At 56.4% G+C, this 16043-nt stretch carries 12 protein-coding genes; 7 read left to right on the forward strand and 5 right to left on the reverse strand.

The genetic code is table 11. The annotated features are described in order from the left end of the window. Positions 1 to 68 precede the first annotated feature (68 nt). Together repB and repA are read right to left on the reverse strand one after the other, a co-directional pair. Entirely contained in the window at positions 69 to 1082 is a 1014-nt protein-coding gene (gene repB, locus QRN55_RS04705) for a plasmid partitioning protein RepB (protein ID WP_284775249.1), read from the reverse strand. Beyond that, positions 1079 to 2293, reverse strand: a complete 1215-nt coding sequence (gene repA / locus QRN55_RS04710) for a plasmid partitioning protein RepA (RefSeq protein ID WP_111838722.1) — start codon at positions 2291 to 2293, stop codon at positions 1079 to 1081. The genes repB and repA overlap by 4 nt, the downstream gene beginning before the upstream one ends. A gap of 340 nt (positions 2294 to 2633) precedes the next feature. Between repA and QRN55_RS04715 the strand changes: the two genes are divergently transcribed. Further along, positions 2634 to 4025 (forward strand): FAD/NAD(P)-binding protein, encoded by a 1392-nt coding sequence (locus QRN55_RS04715; protein WP_284775252.1) that lies wholly within the window; start codon positions 2634 to 2636, stop codon positions 4023 to 4025. A 160-nt stretch (positions 4026 to 4185) separates the two neighbouring features. Here the strand turns inward: QRN55_RS04715 and aptA are convergent, their stop codons facing one another. Continuing rightward, entirely contained in the window at positions 4186 to 5520 is a 1335-nt protein-coding gene (gene aptA / locus QRN55_RS04720) for an omega-aminotransferase AptA (protein WP_284775254.1), read from the reverse strand. Positions 5521 to 5667: 147 nt separating this feature from the next. On the opposite strand from aptA, the gene QRN55_RS04725 reads away from it, so the two are divergent. The 4 genes from QRN55_RS04725 to QRN55_RS04740 all read left to right on the forward strand — a co-directional run bounded on the left by QRN55_RS04725 (position 5668) and on the right by QRN55_RS04740 (position 10892). Beyond that, a complete protein-coding gene (locus QRN55_RS04725) occupies positions 5668 to 6216 on the forward strand; it encodes a cupin domain-containing protein (protein ID WP_233124466.1) in 549 nt (182 codons plus the stop codon). 367 nt (positions 6217 to 6583) lie between these two features. Beyond that, a complete protein-coding gene (locus QRN55_RS04730) occupies positions 6584 to 8644 on the forward strand; it encodes a GumC family protein (protein ID WP_284775258.1) in 2061 nt (686 codons plus the stop codon). 9 nt (positions 8645 to 8653) lie between these two features. After that, a complete protein-coding gene (locus tag QRN55_RS04735) occupies positions 8654 to 9946 on the forward strand; it encodes a lipopolysaccharide biosynthesis protein (protein WP_284775260.1) in 1293 nt (430 codons plus the stop codon). Between the two features lie 49 nt (positions 9947 to 9995). Then, positions 9996 to 10892 carry an ATP-grasp fold amidoligase family protein gene (locus QRN55_RS04740; RefSeq protein ID WP_284775263.1) on the forward strand — a complete coding sequence of 299 codons (897 nt, stop codon included), beginning with the start codon at positions 9996 to 9998 and terminating at the stop codon, positions 10890 to 10892. 2 nt (positions 10893 to 10894) lie between these two features. Here the strand turns inward: QRN55_RS04740 and QRN55_RS04745 are convergent, their stop codons facing one another. Both QRN55_RS04745 and QRN55_RS04750 read right to left on the reverse strand, forming a co-directional pair. After that, positions 10895 to 12199, reverse strand: coding sequence for an O-antigen polymerase (locus tag QRN55_RS04745; protein ID WP_284775265.1), 1305 nt, complete (start codon positions 12197 to 12199; stop codon positions 10895 to 10897). Positions 12200 to 12304: 105 nt separating this feature from the next. After that, positions 12305 to 13540 carry a glycosyltransferase gene (locus QRN55_RS04750; protein WP_284775266.1) on the reverse strand — a complete coding sequence of 412 codons (1236 nt, stop codon included), beginning with the start codon at positions 13538 to 13540 and terminating at the stop codon, positions 12305 to 12307. Positions 13541 to 13852: 312 nt separating this feature from the next. Between QRN55_RS04750 and QRN55_RS04755 the strand changes: the two genes are divergently transcribed. Continuing rightward, the gene (locus tag QRN55_RS04755) at positions 13853 to 14959 is read left to right on the forward strand and encodes a glycosyltransferase (RefSeq protein WP_284775268.1); all 1107 of its coding nucleotides are present in this window, start codon (positions 13853 to 13855) and stop codon (positions 14957 to 14959) included. After that, complete coding sequence (locus QRN55_RS04760) at positions 14956 to 16035, forward strand: glycosyltransferase family 4 protein (protein ID WP_284775270.1); 1080 nt, start codon at positions 14956 to 14958, stop codon at positions 16033 to 16035. Before QRN55_RS04755 ends, QRN55_RS04760 begins: the two co-directional genes overlap by 4 nt. The last annotated feature ends 8 nt before the right edge of the window (positions 16036 to 16043 follow it).

Raw genomic sequence — 16043 nt, forward strand, 5'->3', positions numbered from 1 at the left:
CGGCAACGTTCGGGGGCTTTTTTCTTTTGGGCTTGCTGCTCCTGTTAATCGTTCTGTTGATATGCGTGTTACTGCTTGGCGCGATGCTCTTCGAAAAGCGCCTGTAGATGATCGAGAACGAACGCGGCAAACTCCGGCGCCTGTCTGCGATCGATAGAGATATCGACCCTGTTGTCAGTCTCGACGATCTTTGCGAGCTTCTGGCCGTTTTGCGTCGAAAGAACACCCGTCTTCTTTGGCTCGGCTTTAGGCTTCAGAAACTCGAGGATCGATTTGAATTTCTCTTCGGAAGGAAGCTTTTCAACGCTCTCATCGCTGAGATAAGCGCGCGCAGCTTCATTGACTTTCGACGAGGAAAGCTGCTCTGCCAAATCCATCCAGTTGCGGCGACCCACACCGGGTGCTGGACCGATGCTGTCAACGATATCGTCCGGTATACGACCGACGACGGACAGCATGTTGGACAGATCGCCTTTGTAAAGCGACATGGCAGCCATAATGGTTTCACGCGAGAAACGCATCTGAAGCTTCTGGGCAAAGCGCGCCTTTTCGATATAGCTCAGGTCGCGACGTTCGTTGTTTTCCTGTCCCTGGGCAACGACGAGCTGCTCATCGGTCAGGTCACGAACAACGGCGCGAACCGGAATGCCAATCTGGGCCACGGCACGCAGACGGCGATGACCGAAGGCCACCTGATAGCGGCCCGGATAGTCTGGGTGAGGGCGAACGAGAATAGGAACCTGTTGTCCCTGCTCACGGATTGCTTCGACAAGACCGACATCCGCTTCGATGGACGATGGCATACGGTCGGGAATGAAGGATGGATCGACGTCTGCCGGGTCAAGAGCGACAATCGTCAGCCCTTCGGCCAGCTTGCGTTCGATCTCTTCCGCACGCTTGGAACGCTCGGAGACTTCATTCAGCGATTGCCCGATCATTCCGACCGGCGAATTCACGACATCCGTGACCAGTTCTGGCGAACCAAGGATTGGGCGGATGCGAGGGCGCGAACGCTCTGCGGGTGCCTCGTTGTTATCCGGGGTCTTGCCACCAAGATTTGCGAAGATTTCTTTTCTGCTCATGCTGCCCTACCCCAGGCTTTCTTGATCAAGCCTTCTATTTCGGCATTGACGTTGGTCATGGATTCCAGCGCGCGGTCATAGGTAGACCGTGTGAACTGGGTACGCTCGACTTCGAAGAGTGTTTGGTTGGTCAATCCAGCGTCGGAAACGGCCGTCGTTTTCAACATCGGATGGTTCAAGACGTGTTCACCGAATATGGAACGGAGAAACGCGACCATCTGGTTCTGCGGACCATCACTCGGCTCGAAGCGGGTCACGAGATAGCGCATCCAGTGATAATCGGAACGAGCGCCGGCTCTGCCGATTTCTGCCAGCAGATCGCCGGTCATGGCCAGAAACTGATTCATCGACATCACATCGAGCATTTGCGGGTGAACGGTAACCAGAACCGATGTTGCTGCCGTCAAAGCCGAAAGCGTGAGGTAACCGAGTTGCGGCGGGCAATCGATGACGACAACGTCGTAGAAGTTCTGTGCCTGGGCTATCGCCTGGCCAATACGCGCGAAGAACAAGGTGTCGCCAGGCGCACGGCGCATCAAAGCGCGCGGCGTATCATGTTCGAACTCCATGAGTTCCAGATTGCCAGGAATGATGTGGAGGTCCGGGATGTAGGTTCCCCTGACGATCTCCGCGATCGGGCGCTGTTCGCTGTCGTAGCGGATCGCGCCGTATAGTGTTTCATTCGGACCGACATCGAGTTCCGGCTGATGACCGAACAGAGCCGAAAGACTGGCCTGCGGATCGAGATCGATTGCGAGCACGCGGTAACCGCGCAGCGCGAGATATTGCGCAAGGTGCGCCGATGTCGTTGTCTTGCCAGACCCACCCTTGAAGTTCATCACCGCTATGACCTGAAGGTCTTCGCCTTCGCGACGGTGCGGCAGATAACGCCGCGTGCCGCGTGCGCCCTGGTCCAGAAACTTTCTGATGTTGTGAATGTCTTCGACGGTGTAGCTGCGACGACCGCCACTTTGCGACGCGCTGAGATCAGGCTGCTCCGCTGCGATCTGGCGCAGATAGGCTTCACCGATCCCGATCAGCTTGGCCGTTTCCGACGGAGAAAAATTCCGCATGCTTTTTTCCGCAAGCGGTGCGAAGGTGTTTGCGTTGTGCGCTTGCAGCTGCGCCGACAGCGCGGCCGAATGCTGAAGAATGAGGCCCGTCAGGTCGGGCGCCTTCTCGGCAGATTTCAGATCGGCACTTTGAGTCATATCGGATTTTTCCACTTGCTAGATCAGTTGCGTTTTTTTCCGCTGAAATCGGTTTTTTCCGCAACTGGGATATAAGCGCCGATTCTCTTTTTCGTGCAATAGGCATTCGCCGAGAGCAAACATGAATCTTTTCAGCCGGCTAACCGTGATTTTTCACGTGAAATGGGATTCCGTGACCGGATTTTCGGCGTTGTGCTGTTCGCTACGTGATACCGTTAGCCGCGGCTAACTCGATCTGGCGACGGCTGTATAAGGTCTCGTACGGGTCTAGCTGATTCCCGTTTGCCTTTCGATAGCAGTTGGGGTTTTCTTCGGCCTGTAAAAGCATGGGAGTATTGAAGTGGTTTATGATGTCGCCGTTGTCGGATCCGGGTTCTCCGCGATCAGTCTCGTCACCAATCTTTTGGAGCGTCTACCAGCCACAGCATCCATCGCCATTGTAGGGGATGACTCCGCGTTCGGTCGAGGCACTGCCTATCGCACCGAATTACATTTGCACCGGCTTAATGTGCCTGCCGCAAGGATGAGTGCATTTGTAGATAAGCCGAACGATTTCTTGGATTGGCTTTCGAGGCGTGGCCGAGCCGTCGATGGCGCGACGTTCGCGTCGCGCAATGATTATGGTCTTTATCTCAGGGATACGCTCGCATCTCTGCTTAGGAGCCAAAGCCAGCGGGCCCGAGTAGATTTCGTCAAAGCGAAAGCCATGTCCTGTCTTTCTTGTGATGAAAATGGAACGATCTTTCGATTGAGTGACGGTCGTAAATTGCAGTCGGCTAACGTCGCTCTTTGTTTGGGCGTCGGGACCGCGAGTTTGCCGCGGCTAACTTCGGATGCTGACATGGCTCTCTTACGACGCGTTGTGCGGAACCCTTGGCGGCTGGGTTGGTTGTCTCGCGTGGGCGCGGATGACACCATTGTCATTCTCGGCTCAGGCCTAACGATGATTGATCAGGTTCTTTCGCTTCGCAACAAACGTCATCGTGGAAAAATCCACGTCCTGTCGCGCAGGGGTCTTGCACCGCATCCACATAGCCGTGCGCCGGTTAAGGCGATTGAGCCAGCACTTCAAGATGATCGGCGGGAGATAAGCCAGATACTTTCGGACTTGCGGGGTCAGGTGAGGGCAGGCGCGGCGTGGCGAGGCGTTATGGAGGGACTGAGGCATCAGACGCAGCCATTGTGGCAGAGCCTTGGTCAGGAGCAACGCTCCCGCTTCCTCCGCCACGCTCTTGCTTGGTGGAACATTCACCGGCACCGGATTGCGCCGCAGGTGCATGAGGTCTTTGATTCTTTGGTGCAGGACGGTACGGTGACCGTGCATGCCGGTTTTGTATCGAAGATCACACGGCAGGGTGATGAGAACAGTCTCGTTTATCGCAAACGCGGCACGTCTGAAGAGATCTCTCTCGCTTTTGATTGGCTGGTCAATTGTACCGGCATGGAACGTGCGGGAATTGGCCACTCGCTGCTCTTGCAGCATATGCGGGAACAGGACATGCTGGAGATCGATCCACTTGGCCTCGGCGTCAGAGTGGATGACAAATCGCGCGTTCTGTCGTGCGATGGCTCCCCCCGGCCTGGCTTGTTTGCCGTGGGAGCCTTGACAGCGGGGCAGTTTTGGGAAATTACTGCTGTGCCTGACATTCGAAGCCAGACTCGCCAAGTGGCTGAGCATATCGCCGTTTTAGTGGAGCCGAGTGGGTCCGAAACTCAGGAAATTCATAGATAATTGACCATACGGGGTGTTGAAACGAAAGTTCTCTTTCGGTTTCGTATGACATGATTTTCTCAATTAATTCAATTGAGTAAAATCAGCTGAAATTTGGCAAAGCAACGCTGATTTTTGATCAGAGCGGCCTTGGTTGGCCGCTCTGAAACGTTTGGCAATCTCAGGCCGTGTGGGACAGTACATCACTGATAATCGAGATGATGTCGCCAATCTGGCTTTCTTCAATGATCAGTGGTGGCGACAGAGCGATGATGTCGCCGGTCACACGGGTGAGAAGGCCCTTCTTCAGGCACTCGACAAAAACATCGTAGGCGCGGGTGCCCGGAGCACCGTCACGTGGTGCGAGTTCGATGGCACCGACAAGTCCGAGATTGCGGACGTCGAGAACATGGGGCAGGCCCTTTACCGAATGCAGCGCGTCCTGCCATGCCGTTGCCAGTGTTTCGGCTCGGGTGAGAAGGCCTTCGTCGTGATAGATTTCTAGTGTTGCGATACCGGCAGCACACGCCACGGGATGGCCGGAATAGGTGTAACCGTGGAAAAGTTCGATCTGTTTTTCTGGTCCATGCATCAGGGCGTCGTAAACGGCACGCTTGGCGAAAACCGCGCCCATCGGTATTGCGCCGTTGGTAATGCCCTTAGCGGTCGTGACCAGATCCGGCACCACGCCGAAATAATCCGTGGCGAAGGGTTTGCCGAGGCGGCCGAAGCCGGTGATGACTTCATCGAAAATCAGAAGAATGCCGTGCTTGTCTGCAATGGCTCGCAGGCGCTGCAAGTATCCCTCGGGCGGAAGGATGACGCCAGCCGAACCCGACATGGGTTCTACGATCACAGCGGCAATGGTCTCGGCACCGTGCAGAGCGACGAGACGTTCAAGATCGTCCGCCAGTTCCACGCCATGGGCTGGGAGACCCTTCGAGAAGGCGTTGCGATCCAGATCCAGTGTGTGGCGCATGTGATCGGCGGGAATTTGTGGGAAAACGCGGCGGTTATTGACTAGACCGCCAACGGAAATGCCGCCGAAGCCGACGCCGTGATATCCCTTTTCGCGCCCGATAATGCGACTACGGGTTCCCTGGCCAATTGCGCGCTGGTACGCAATTGCGATTTTAAGCGCGGTATCGACAGATTCCGAGCCTGAACCCGTGAAGAAGACGCGGTCGAGTTCTGCATCCGGTCCGCCAGGTGCGACAGCGGCGAGTTTTTCGGCGAATTCGAAAGCGATTGGGTGACCCATCTGGAACGTCGGTGCGAAATCGAGAGTGGACAACTGACGCTCGACGGCCTGAGTGATGCGTTTGCGCGCATGTCCCGCATTGACGCACCACAGACCCGCAGTTCCATCCAGAATTTTTTTGCCGTCGATATCGGTGTAATACATGCCCTCGGCGCTGGCCAGGAGGCGAGGCGCCGCCTTGAACTGCCGGTTTGCCGTGAACGGCATCCAGAAGTTTTCCAAATTCGGCATGTTGGATTTGCTGTTGTGATCCATTGGTTTCCCCATGTTGTGATGACGTACCATTCCAGATGTCATCGGTGTCGAACAGTCCTTTTCTTCTATTGGCTAATCCATTGATTTCGCTGTTTGCGTGTGTGACTGTTTGTTGAATATCGAACATCTAAAAACAGGGAGACGAAGGTGGTCGTCGACATAGGCAACAGGCTGCGGCATTTGCGCTCCATTCATAAGCTATCGCAACGTGAGTTGGCCAAGCGGGCGGGGGTTACGAATTCCACGATTTCGCTGATCGAATCCAATTCCACCAATCCATCGGTGGGGGCGTTGAAGCGAATCCTCGATGGCATTCCCATTGGGCTGGCCGAGTTTTTCACGTTCGAGCCGGAAATGCCGCGCAAGGCGTTTTATGCTGCCGAGGAACTGGTTGAGATCGGCAAGGGACCAATTTCCTACCGGCAGATCGGCGACAATCTGTTTGGCAGAAGCTTGCAGATATTAAAGGAGTGCTATCAGCCGGGCGCTGGTACGGGTCGGGTTCCATTGGTGCATGAGGGAGAGGAGGGGGGCATCGTTCTGTCAGGTCGGCTGGAAGTGACCGTTGATGACGAGCGACGCATCCTGGGTCCCGGCGACGCCTATTATTTTGAAAGCAGGCGACCGCACACATTTCGCTGTGTGGGCCCGGTGCCCTGCGAGGTGATCAGTGCCTGCACGCCGCCAACTTTCTGATACTGGGCGATTGGCTCGGAAACAGCCGCATATAATCATTAGCCGACTAAGTTTATTCCTGTAGTCCTTTTCCCTCGCTTTTAAAGTTGAATGATGCCCTATCGATAGAAGACCTGCGATCTAAGGTTTCGGCCAGCGCGATAGACTTGAAGCGTCTGTGTTTTCGCAAAACGGTATATTAACTCGTTCTGTCTAGGATGTCGGATGGTCAAGTGCGGGGCGATTGTTCGGCAGATCTGTGGCTCAGCCACAATTGCGCGCAATGCGTATGATCTGGCTGGACTGCCAAAGACAAGAGCGAGCGCTCGAGAGTATGACGATGTCGAAACTTCGCAATAAGAACATGGGATCGTAAACCGAGATGGCGATGAACGAGACCACGTCTTACGAGCCACACTACCGTGAACAGGCAAGCGGGCCCAACAATCTGCTGCGGCTGGCACTTTTATTATGGCGCAATGCGCTTTTCATTCTTCTGATCGGGATATTGTGTGCGGCTCTGGCATTCGGTGCCTCGCTGCTGATCCCCAACTATTATGTCGCGACGTCACAAATCCTGCTGGACCCAGAGGGATCGCGGGTTCTGGAAAGCGACCTGCCGGGGCAACCCCGTGCGGTGGACTCACATGTTCTGAACCAGCAATACATTATTACATCGGCGCAGGTTCTGTCGCGCATCGTCGAAAGTCAGAAGCTTTACGACGATCCCGATTTTGGCGCTGCCGAGCCTGTCTATCCCGACAAGGAGCGGCGCAGCAATCTGGCGCTAGATGCGCTGCGCAAGGTCACCTCCGTGGCCGCTGTCGGCAAAAGCTTCGTTGTCAACATTTCGGTGAAGTCCGACAGCCCGCAGCGGGCGGCGGAACTCGCCAACCTGATTGCCACGACTTACGCGCAGGTGCGCATTGAAATGAACAGCGATGTCCTGCGCCGGACCGGTGGTGGGTTGGCGGCGCAGCTGGATCAGTTGCGCAAGGCGGTGGAAGACGGTGACCGCGCCGTTCAGGCCTACAGGGCCGAGCATAATCTGGCGGATATTCAGGGCCGACCGGATGTCGAGCAGCGCATCGCGGATGCCAACACCGAGATTTCACGTTTACAGGCCTCCGTTGCCGAGAACGAAGCGCTGGTCTCCGAGCTCAATCGCGCAAGAAACGACCGGCAATATCTGCGGTCCATTCCCGACACATCGTTGACGCCAGCCATTATCTCCCTGCGCGCGCGATATCAAGAAAGCCGCGAAGAGGAATCCGTTCAGGCAACGTCACTGGGTGCGCAGCACCCGTCCTTGCAGGCGGCGCGGGCGCGGACCCAGTCTCTGGCCAATATTCTGGACGAGCAGCTGCGGAATTTCGCGACGGCGACATCGGGTAATCTGGCGCGGCTGAAAAATCAGCTGAAGCTTTCCACCACCAACGCCAACACGCTGAAAACAAGTCTCAACAGTGACGAGCAGACCATGGTGCGGCTGCGCGAATTGCAGCGGAAGCTGGATAGTGACCGCGCGGTCTACGAAGCGTTCCTCTTGAGAACCAAACAGCTTTCCGAACAGCAGGGCGCGTCGAGCGAAAATCCGCAGATCATTTCCACCGCAGAGCCGCCGCTGCGCAAGGCCGGACCACCGCGCGCGCTGATGCTGGCCGGTGGCGGCATTTTTGGTCTTATCCTGGCGTCGGGACTGCTGATCCTCCGCGATCAGTTCCGTGGCCAGCCGAGTGATCTGCAAATGGTGCGCGCGCCACAGGCTTCTCTTCCGACAGGCCCTGCCGAAAGCCCGCCGCCCGCGGCACTTTTACCTGTTATGCGGAGTGCCGTTGCTGCGACGCCGGTTGCCACTGGCAGCGGTATCATCCGGCAGCGGGAAGTGCAGTCGCTCGCAGCCCCGGCAGACGAGGGCTTCGATGGTCTGGCTCGCTTTGTGTCCTCCGCACTTCAACCTGCGGGCAATCACCGAATCCTCGTCGTCTCCACGGGCCCGAAAAATCGGGCGGCCTACAGTGCTTTCAATCTGGCGGCAGAGGTGTCGAAATTGGGACGCCGCGTTCTGCTGGTCGATTCCGCAAACCATGATCCGCTGATGACCGCCATGCTGCTACCGGAGCAGGCGGAAGAGGGTGCCACCGAACGTCGGTATCAAGTCGAGACCATTCCGCTTCTGACCTTCGCACCGGCAAACATCCGTGGCGGCGAAAACCTCGCTGATCCGAGAGACGACAAGGGCGAGGCTTTCGATCTCGTCGTCATCGACGGTGGCGTGGCGGCGAAATCGAGGCTGAATGCAGATGCGCGCCATGGTCTGGATGAGGTTTTCCTGATGCAGCATGAGGAAGACACAGGCAGTGTCGTGATCGCGCTCGTATCGTTGGAAGAGAGCGGCCTGGAAAATATCAAAGTGCTGCGCATGACGCGGTCCGGCTTGCAATTTTGAGGACCGACCTTGGCTGAAAACAACAACAGGACAGCCATGCGTATTCCCTTTCTGCAAGGTCGCTCCGTCACCGGTCTCAACGTCATCTTCAACATGGGGCTTCGCGGCTCTACGTTGGTGCTGCGGTTCGCGCTGTCGTTTTACATCGTCAAGTTCATGGGTCTTGAGGCTGCAGGCGTCTACGGGCTGGCGCTCGGTGTGGTCAATGCCGCCCCTGCGGCTCTGGGCTGGGGCCTGAATTATTTCATCGCGCGTGACCTCAGCGGCAAGACCTCGGGTATTGCCGGGGTCTACATGAAGACACGACTGATGGTGACCGTGTCATCGCTGGCTGCGATGACGGCGATTGCCTTGATCGTCGCCTATTTCATGGGCCATGCCGTCATCCCGCTTTATTTTCTCGTTCTTCTCGTCGTCTGGCTGGAGACGATCTCCTGCGACATCCACGTCCCGCTCATTGCGCAGGAAATGTCCAGTCAGGCCAATGTACTGTTTTTCCTGAGAACATCGTCGTGGATATTACCCGTCATCGGTCTTGGGCTTGCCTTCGAAAGCTTCCGTAACATCGAAACGATCATGGTCGCCTGGAGCCTTGGCTATATCGTCATGTTCTTCGGGCTCGCCTGCTTTTTACGGCAATGGCCGTTCCGGCGGATTTTTCAGGCACCGATGCGCACACGCTGGGTCAAAAAGCGAATGCGCAAGGCGTGGTTGATCTACATCAGCGATATGAGCAATGTCGGGCTGGTCTATGCGGATCGCTACATCGTTTCCATTCTGCTCACGCTGTCGCTGACAGGCGTCTATACGTTCTACTGGTCGCTGGCCAATGCGTTGCAAACGCTGATTTCAACGGCGGTCCTTCAGGTTGCCATTCCTGCGCTGTTCAAGGCCTATAATACCGGCTCCATGAAAGAATGGCGTAAGGTCATGATCTGGCAGTTCACCAAGACAGCGGCGGTGGCCTTCGGCCTGGGTGTCGCCATTTTCGTCAGCGGCAATATTCTCGTGCATTTCATGAATATGCCGGAACTTGGCCAGCATCAGGGTATTTTTGCCCTTCTGCTTTTGACCGCCGTCGTCCGCTCCTGCACGGACCTAATGGGGCTTGGGCTCAACAGCCTGCGCAAGGATGGACATTACGCATTCGTCAATCTGTCCAGCGTGCTGCTGTCGATCGGCATGAGTTTTCTCTTGATCAGCGCTTTCGGCTTTATCGGCGCTGGCCTCTCCGCCTTCTTCACGGCAATTGTGACGGCAACGATTTCCAGCACGTTGCTGTGGCGGGCATCGCGATCATAGATTTGAAAATTTAACTGAGCGGGTTCATTTAAAGAAGGCGGTTGAAGACATGGCATTGGACCAAAAGCAGCATTCACCCAGACGTCGTTTCCTTAAAAAGCTGTATCATGCCGCCATTCAAAGCCTGCCGATCAAGCAGGCGACGCAACTGCAATATTATCGCTACCACAAGCTCTGGGCCGATCTCGACCACCCCAAAACGCTGAACGAGCATCTGTGCGCGCGCAAGATTGCCTGGACGGGGCCGCAGTCGGACCCGCGCCTCATCACGCTCAGCGACAAGATTGCCGTCAAAGCCTATGTCGCAGAGGTCTTGGGTCCGCAGTGGGTCACGCCGATCCTCTGGCGCGGCAAAAATCTCGATGATTGTCCGCCGCTGCCGTTTCCCTATGTCATCAAGGTCAACCACGGGTCGGACCGAAATATATTCGTTTATGGCCCCGCCGATCTGGTCGGTGCCAAGGAAAAATGCGACCTCTGGCTGGCCGGCCGCACGGCATGGCGGCTTGCGGAAGAGTGGTACAATCATATCGAGCCGGAAATATTCATCGAGCCGTTCATCGGCGAGAATGGCGAGGCGCCTGTCGATTATAAACTGTTCTGCTTTGAGGATGATATTCCCTGTATTCAGATCGATACGGCACGGTTTAGCGATCACCGCCGTTGCTTTTATGACGAGCATTGGAACAAGCTCGATTTCGGGCATTATTATCCGCTTGAGACAGGCGAGCTTCCGCGTCCACCGCATCTGGATGCCATTCTCTCGGCGGCGCGCACGCTGGCGAAAGGGTTCGAGTTCGTCCGCATCGATTTCTACGACAAGCCTTCCGGGCCTGTGTTCGGCGAAATGACCTTCAGCCCAACCTCCGGCTTTGGCGCCTTCCGGCCGCCCTCGACCGATGTTTGGCTGGGGACGTTCTGGAAAGACAGGCCAACCGGCAAATAGCGTTACGCTTTGTGGGTGGACGGGGTCATCTTGCCATCCGATGCGGGCTTGTCCAGCAGATAGGACAGAATAATGCCGCCCGTAAGCCACGCGACCACGACATAAACGTAATAAAATCCCGGTGTGAAGACTGCGTTGAACAGAAACAGGAAGGCGATATAGCCGCATGCGACCCTGCGCAGGCCGAAGCGGTTGGGTTGCAGGTTGTCGTGCACCCACATTTGCAGCTTTCCGAAGTAGAACCCGAATAAGGTTGCGATGACCATGACGCCGGGGACGCCGAAGTTCAGGTAGGCCTCGCCGAACAGGGTGGGGCGCAGACCGGCGTGGAACTGCGGATCGAGACCCGCAAGCGTGCTGGTGATGATGCCCATGCGAAAGTCGTTTCGAAACTCGCTGATGAATGAGGGCACAAGCGCCATGTAGCCCGCGAGATACGTCATGCCGCGATAGAAATGGCCATCGAAGCCACTCAAAATCCAGGCGTAATCGCGGAAATCGGAGAAATTGTTGCCGTAGAGTATCTGGTAGGACACGACCTGCAAGATATCGACGCTGTCATTGCCATCTGCAGTGGAGCGCAAAATACCGATGACGATGGCAACCGTCACGAAGCCGACGATGGACAAGGTGAAGGTCGCGAGGTTTTTGTAACGGTAGGCGATGATGAGGCAGACGACGAACATGAACAGCACTTCGATGCTGGCGCCGCGTGTGCCGATCATCAGGCCCAGCGCACTGCACATGAAGCCCGCGAAGACGAAAAACCGGCTATAGCCGAAACCATAGACGAGGAGGCTGAGCGTGATCGTCGGCAGGATGACCGAATAGAGATTGATCGCGGGGCGCAACGAGGTGTTTTCAAACGAAAATTGCCTGCCCTGGAAAGGGCGGACGCCCAGTGCGATGAGGCCCATGGTCGCGAAAAGAATGACGATCAGGGAAAGCCACGCACCCGGTTTCGTCTGCCAGAAAGCATATCCCTTCTCGACAAAGGTGAACATGGCACTTTTGCCGGAACTGAATGTCGCCAATCCCATGCCGACGAGAACGAAGACCACGCCGAGAATAGAGAGATAGAAGGCCTCGTTGATATAGTCGCGGATGATGTAGATGGAATCGCCGACCGCTTCCATATTCTTGTCGGACTCCGCAAACGGCGACATGACCAGAATGGGCAGCACGTTGTACCGTATCCAGAAATAGGACGAGAAGGTCAGCACGCCCCATTTGAAGAATGAGCTGACGTAATAAAAGGCAAAAACCAACCAGCCAATAATGAGGATGAGCCAAGCGAGATTGGACATGTCGAACCTTATTGCCTCGCATTGTGCAGGAAGCGGCAACGAAAACGGTTCGATGACCGTCGCAGAAATCCATTAAGAAGCTGTTAGCCATATGGGCTGGATCGTTCAACGAGCCGCAGCCGAAACCAAGATGGATTCGAGGCGTCCGTAATAGCCCGATAACTCCGCTGTGCCCTTGAAATCCGCCAGACCTGGGAAAATCTCGTCACGTTTTTCCCACCATTGGCTCTGGCCGATGGAGAGGGCTTTCGACATGAGTTGGGAGAGGAGATCGGGTTTGTCGGGATCGTAAGACCAGCCCGTCTGGTGTTCCCGAATCATTTCCGTTGTGCCGCCGCGCGTGGTTGCGATGACGGGAATGCCGTAGACCGGTGCCTCGACGAGAATTCGGCTTTGCGGTTCATGCCAGCGCGAAGGAACGATCATGGCATCGGCGATGCGGTAGATTTCTTCCGGCCTGACGAAGCCTTTGAATTCGATGGGCGCATCCGCAGCAAGCTTTTTAAGTCGCGCAACATCGCGTTCGTGGCCTCGACCGGCGATGACCAGTCTTGAGGTGCCGCGTTGCGGCAGGGACAAAAAGGCTCGGATGAGATCCGCCACACCTTTTTCTTCCGCCATGGCGCCAAGATAGCCGAAGGTAAATTTCGCCGCCGCCGGTGCCTGCCTGCCGATCAGCAATGTGTCGTATGTGCTTTTTGTCGCATTGGTGTTGTGCATCACATGCCAGTCGGCACTCTGCAACACGCCGTTGCTGACGAACCGGTGCCGCAAAGCGTCGCTGACTGCGATCACCGTCATGCCGTCACCCGTCATGTCCTTCATGCGCCGGGTTAAAAGGGAGCAGTCGAGACAGGGGCGTTCGCAATTGTCGCCATTGCGGAACATGCTCGTCTTGGGACAGAGAAGGGCATAATCTCTCAGATGCAGACAGAGCGGAATATTTGCCTTGCGCGCCGCGATGAAGAGAGCGGGCTGCATGTAAGCCGAATTCTGCGCATAGATGAGGTCGAACTTTTCCGTAACGAAAAACTGGGTCAATTGCTCGGGGCAAAGCGCGCCCATGGCGGTGCGCAGATGCCAGCCTGCCCGGCGCAGAAACCCGGCAGAGGATTTGCGCGGCAGCGGCAGGTAGCTGTTGTTCCACGGAAGGCGCACGACGCGGATACCGCCCGGCAACCGCGCTTCTCCCGGAGGTGCGATGGCGTCGCCTTCCTTGCCCAGGGCAAGAACGGTCACATCATGTCGCATGCCAAGCTCGATTGCGCTGAGGCGCGCGGAAATTTCCGCGCCGCCCTCCTCCTGTGGAGCAAAAGTCTGCGATACGATGCAGATTTTCAAATCCGCTTACCTCAATCCGCGATGTTCGCCATGCTTGCTGGCCGTTGCTACTTTATGACGCTACAACCATTTAAATATATTGAACGCTACCGTGCAAAAATCCGTAGTCTTTGCCGCAGATGATCAACATAAAATGATGGCTGGAACTGCCAAAACGCCCTTTTCACTTTGCATTGCGCGCAATATGAAAGGGCGAAAGCAGGCATTTGCTATTTCTCCTTCAATATTCTGTCTTGATTAAGGAATTTAAGATTTAAGTCTTGTCTGTAAGGGCAGGTCGTCTTCGAACCAATGCCGTGGCTAAGGTGGATCATGAAGATTCTGCACGTTTTCGAGACGATACCCGGTGGGCCCGCGACCTATTTCAACGAAATAGTGCCGAGCCAGATCAGGGCGCTGGGTGAGGAAAACGTCCGGGTCATCGTGCCGCAATCCCATGTCAGCTTTCTCAAGAACACGCCCGTTTCCTGCATCTCCACCTTCGTCAGGCGCAAACGCTCGACGGCGCTTCCGGCGCTTTCGCGGGCCGTCATACGGGAGGTGAAAACCTTCCGACCGGATATCGTTCACGCACATTCGACCCTTGCAGGTGGCGTGTGCCGGTTGATCAGCCTGCTACCGGGACGGTTTCCGCCTGTTGTCTATTGCCCGCATGGCTGGGTCTTCGACATGGAGACACTCGGAGTGTTGCGCCACCCGGCGCGTTGGGTCGAGCGCCTTTTGTCGCCCCTTGCACGCAGCATCGTTGCTATCTCAGGTTATGAGTACGATCAGGGTCTGAAGGCTGGCATTTCTGCGCGGCGGATGGTGGTGATCGAAAACGGCATATCATCGCAACTGCCAGCGGCAATGCCAGCGCAATGGACCGATACGCGTACCAAAGTCCTGTTCGTTGGACGTCTGGACCGGCAGAAGGGTGTCGATATTCTGCTTCGCGCAGCAGATAGATTGCGCGATGTTGCCACATTTCGGGTTATCGGTGCGCATGTCACGACGCGGAACGAGCGGACGGAGACGATACCCGGCAATGTTGAACTGCTGGGTTGGAAATCGCCGGAAGATATCGCCGGGCATCTGGCCGTCTGCGATGTCGTCGCCATGCCTTCGCGCTGGGAAGGTTTCGGGCTGGTAGCACTGGAAGCCATGCGCGCACGAAAACCCGTCATCGCATCTGCAGTCGGCGGCCTGCAATCGGTCGTCGTTGATGGGGTAACCGGCGTTCTCTTCCCCGCCGGCGATGACCGCGCTCTTGCCGCAGCCATTGCTTTACGCGACAGCAAAGCGTGGGCGCAGATGGGGGCGGCAGGCTATGAGCGCTTTATGGATCGCTACAGAAGCGAGCGAACCAATGAAGAACTGATGCAGCTTTACCGCACCATATTGAATGAACCGCCTGCGGAAAGACGCAAGATCGCATGACGAATTTCATCAACGGACGGTTCCTGACCCAAAAAACCAGTGGTGTGCAGCGATTTGCAAGGGAGATCGTCAAGGCGCTCGACCGGCATCTGGCATCGACTGGTAGCGAGGATGAATGGGTGCTGCTTGCGCCCGAAAGCGCGTCGCTGGATATGCCGCTTTCCGCCATCAAACAGCGCCAGACGGGAGGTCTTTCCGGCCATCTGTGGGAGCAGACGCAGCTTTTTATGGCTGCACGAAGCGGCAAACTGATCAATCTGTGCAATAGCGGCCCGGTTTTGCACGGCAAAAGTCTCACCGTCATTCACGACGCGATGATTTTTCGCACGCCCGAGAACTTCTCACCCGCCTATCGCGCCGTGCACGGAACCTTGGGTCATCTTCTCTCCCGCCGTGGACGCATCGCGACCGTTTCGGAGTTTTCCAAGCGTGAGTTGACGCAGATGATCGGCGCAAAAAACGTCTCCGTCATCCCCAATAGCTGCGAGCATCTGGCGTCCATCGCGCCGGATGAAACAGTGCTCCAGCGGCTCAAGCTAGTTCCGGGCAGCTATCTGCTTTTCGTGGGGTCGCCGACACCCAACAAGAACATCCAGCGCGCCATCGAAGCCATCGGCATCATGGGCGATACCGCCCCTGACTTTGCTGTGGTCGGTGCCGCCGCATCCAGTGTCTTCAAGGCCGACGTGCCGGATAGCGACCGGAACCAGACTCAGCGAGACCATGTGAAATTCACGGGTCGCCTGTCCGACGAAGAAATCGCCGCACTTTACAGCCATGCCGCAGCGCTGGTGTTTCCAAGCCTTTATGAAGGCTTCGGCATTCCGCCCCTGGAGGCCATGCTGCTGGGTTGCCCAGTTCTGTCATCGAACATTGAGCCTGCGCTGGAGGTTTGCGGCGATGCAGCGCTTTATTTCGACCCTAACGATGCGAAGGACATCGTTCGGGCGATCACCCATTTGACCGGGAACCCGGGCCTGCGAGCCGAGATGATTGCGCGCGGTCATGCGCGCGCGGCGGCGTTTTCATGGGACCGAAGCGCCCTTGCTCTCCTCGATGCCGTATCAGGCCTTTGATGCTATCT

Origin of the sequence: Agrobacterium sp. lyk4-40-TYG-31, from assembly GCF_030209855.1 — a bacterium.
Taxonomy (GTDB): domain Bacteria; phylum Pseudomonadota; class Alphaproteobacteria; order Rhizobiales; family Rhizobiaceae; genus Agrobacterium; species Agrobacterium vaccinii.